Annotated in this window: 3 protein-coding genes and 1 pseudogene; all 4 read left to right on the top strand. The window is 41.7% G+C overall.

From position 1 onward, the window contains the following. Window positions 1-573: SpoIIE family protein phosphatase (locus AOQ70_RS12245; RefSeq protein ID WP_156417750.1), on the top strand; the 573-nt coding region annotated here is incomplete at its 5' end. 76 nt (window positions 574-649) lie between these two features. Then, a pseudogene (locus AOQ70_RS12240) lies at window positions 650-1,386 on the top strand (VWA domain-containing protein). Further along, on the top strand, window positions 1,370-2,377 hold the full coding sequence (locus AOQ70_RS12235) for a protein kinase domain-containing protein (RefSeq protein WP_082700850.1): 1,008 nt from the start codon (window positions 1,370-1,372) through the stop codon (window positions 2,375-2,377). The pseudogene AOQ70_RS12240 and the gene AOQ70_RS12235 overlap by 17 nt, the downstream one beginning before the upstream one ends. 96 nt (window positions 2,378-2,473) lie before the next feature. After that, a complete protein-coding gene (gene tilS, locus AOQ70_RS12230; RefSeq protein WP_156417749.1) occupies window positions 2,474-3,439 on the top strand; it encodes a tRNA lysidine(34) synthetase TilS in 966 nt (321 codons plus the stop codon). Window positions 3,440-3,445: the final 6 nt, after the last annotated feature.

The raw sequence follows: 3,445 nt of genomic DNA, 5'->3' as shown, positions 1-3,445 counted from the left end.
TTTGAAAGCAATGAGACGATTAAGCTGTTAGAAAAAATATTGGCGTCAGGTATCAATGAAAAAGTGGCGATTAAAACCATTAATAGTATTTTATCTTTACGAACGACGGACGAGATCTATTCAACATTGGATTTATCCATTATTGATTTACAGGATGCAAGCTGTAAGTTCCTCAAGATTGGTTCAACACCCAGCTTTATTAAACGGGGTGATCAGGTGATGAAGGTACAAGCAAGCAACTTGCCTATTGGCATTATTGATGAATTCGAAGTCGAGGTTGTGAGCGAACAGATGAAAGCAGGAGATCTATTAATTATGATGAGTGACGGCATTTTTGAAGGGCCAAAGCATATTGAAAATCATGATCTGTGGGTGAAACGGAAAATGAAAAGCTTTAAAACAGAAGATCCACAAGAAATTGCTGATTTATTAATGGAAGAGGTCATTCGAACAAGAGCAGGCCAAATTGATGACGATATGACGGTTGTTGTCATCAGGCTCGACCACAACACACCAAAATGGGCTTCCATTCCGACAGGTACATTCTATCTTGAGAAACAAGAGATTTCTTAAAATATCGTATAATATGAATTTCTTCTGGCGATGATGGGGATATAAGCATTCAGTTACAATCCCAGGAGGAATGAAGATGCGAAAAGGTCACGTCAACCAAATCTTATTGATTACAGATGGCTGCTCAAATCACGGGGAAGATCCGCTTGCGATTGCCTCATTGGCAAAGGAACAAGGGATTACAGTCAATGTCATTGGCATTATGGAAGAAAACAGACACGATCATGAAGCGATGAAAGAAGTAGAGGGGATTGCTCTCGCAGGCGGAGGCATCCATCAAGTTGTCTACGTCCAGCAATTATCTCAAACAGTACAAATGGTCACGAAAAAAGCGATGACACAAACCTTACAAGGTGTTGTGAATAAAGAATTGCAGCAAATACTCGGCAAAGACACTGAAATTGAAGAGCTTCCACCTGATAAGCGCGGGGAAGTAATGGAGGTTGTTGATGAGTTAGGAGAGACGGTTCACCTTCAAGTACTCGTGCTTGTTGATACAAGTGCAAGTATGAAACCGAAGCTGCCGACTGTCAAAGAAGCACTTATCGACCTTTCCATCAGTTTAAATTCAAGAATTGGAGAAAATCAGTTTGGGATGTGTGTATTTCCCGGGAAAACTCAGATGCAGAAATTGTGTTGAATTGGACGCCTCGATTCGATTCATTATCATCTATTTTCCCAAAACTGACCACTGGAGGAATCACCCCAACGGGACCAGCACTTCGGGAAGCACTTCAGCATTTCAAATCAGTTCGCTCACGTAAAGGGCTGCTTGAAGCAAAGGAAGAGCATGATGATGAATTCGGTTTCTAACATCCCGTTAGGCACGGTGATTCAAGGGAAATGGCACCACCATCATTACCGTATTGTAAAAGAGCTTGGAAAAGGGGCGAACGGTGTTGTCTATCTCGCCGAATCACCACATGGGCAAGCGGCCCTTAAAGTGAGTGATGACAGTATGCTCATTGCATCTGAAGTCAATGTATTAAAATCCTTTTCAAAGGCTCCTGTGAAAACCATGGGGCCTTCTTTTTATGATATGGATGATGCAATTTATCCCGGTATGCCTCAAAAACGCTCCTTTTACGTGATGGAATATGTCAGAGGCCCATTACTGCTTGAATTTGTGAAACAAAAGGGTGATGAGTGGATCGTTGTTTTGATGATTCAGCTTTTATCTAGCCTGGCTCATTTACATCAGGAAGGATGGATTTTTGGTGACTTAAAGCCTGATAATCTCATTGTTTCTGGTCCCCCTGCCACGATCCGGTGCATTGATGTGGGAGGAACGACAAAAGTGGGCAGGGCAATTAAGGAGTATACCGAGTTTTTTGATCGAGGATATTGGGGATTCGGCACACGAAAAGCTGAACCAACTTATGATTTATTTGCCCTGACCATGGTGATGGTTAACTGTGCGTATAAGAAAGAATTCAAAAAAGGAGCAGAACCAGAAAAGCAGCTTTATCGAGCCATTGAAGGACATCCTTTATTGAAGCGATATGAAAGGGTGTTAAAGGCTGCTTTACAAGGTAAATATCAATCAGCAGCAGACATGAAAAGTGCGATGCTGAAAGAAGGACAGCTGATTGAATCAAGAAAATCACGCCAAAAGAAGCAACAGCAAAAAAACGCGCCAAAACCCGCTGTTAATCAAAATCAACAAGTGACTTCACGATCGCGGGCTGCAGCAGCAAAAAGAACGTCAGTACGTAAAAAATCAGGCGGACTTTTTGAAACCATTCTTATCGTGTGCAGTGTACTCGCCCTTTACTGTGCATATGTGGTTTTGTTCCTGTTGTAGAGCTGTAAAAAAGCAGGCTTCTTCTTTGCTTGGAGCTACTGAAAGTGATAGGATATGTATATCTTTAAATTACCTGCTCTTTGTGAGGAGGAAGTTGTGAATAGAATTGAATCTTTTTTGAAAAAACATGATGTTTACCTTGAAAATACGACAGTCATTGTCGGGGTTTCCGGCGGACCGGATTCCATGCTCTTACTGCATGAACTTAACAAGCGTCGCAAAGGTTCCTATCAGCTGATTGCAGCCCATGTAGATCACATGTTCAGAGGAGAAGAGTCCTTTGCTGATTTGGCATTTGTTGAGGCTTACTGTAAGGAGCACGAGATCCCTTTTGAATCGTCCCGCATACAGGTCACCCAATATGCAAAAGAAAACCGCTTAAACAAACAGGCAGCTGCAAGGGAGTGCAGATATGCTTTCTTTCGTCAATTGATGGAGCAATACAAGGCTCAATTTATAGCGCTTGCACATCATGGAGACGACCAAGTAGAAACAATGTTGATGAGACTTGCGAGAGGAACTGTTGGTATAGGACTCGCGGGTATCCAAGCAAAACGTCCTTTTCAAAATGGATGGCTGATTCGTCCGCTCATTGGATACTCTAAGGACGACGTGCTAAAAGCTTGTGAAAAAGAACATGTTCCCTATGTCATTGATCAAAGCAATCATACAGATGACTACTTGAGAAACCGGGTAAGAAGACACATTCTTCCTGTGTTAAAAGAAGAAGCACCTCATGTACATGAAAGCTTTCAGTTTGTAAGTGACATGCTGACTGAGGATGAGCAATACTTGCAGGCTTTAACAAAGGAACAAATGAACCAAGTGATAACGAGTCAATCGCCTAAGCAAATTGAGATCAAAACGAAGCCTTTGCTTGACCTGCCTTTGCCTTTACAAAGAAGAGGCATTCAACTAATATTAAACTATCTTTATGAAAACACTCAATCAGCGTTTTCAAACCAGCATATTCTAGGGACTTTAGACTGGTTATCTCATACTGATCAACCGTCTGGATCATTAGATTTGCCAAAAGGGTTTACAAGCTGTCAAGTCTTATGATCACTG

The organism is Bacillus sp. AM 13(2015) (genome assembly GCF_001518755.1).
Lineage (GTDB): Bacteria > Bacillota > Bacilli > Bacillales > Bacillaceae > Bacillus > Bacillus safensis.
This window is presented reverse-complemented; position numbering and strand designations above follow the sequence as displayed.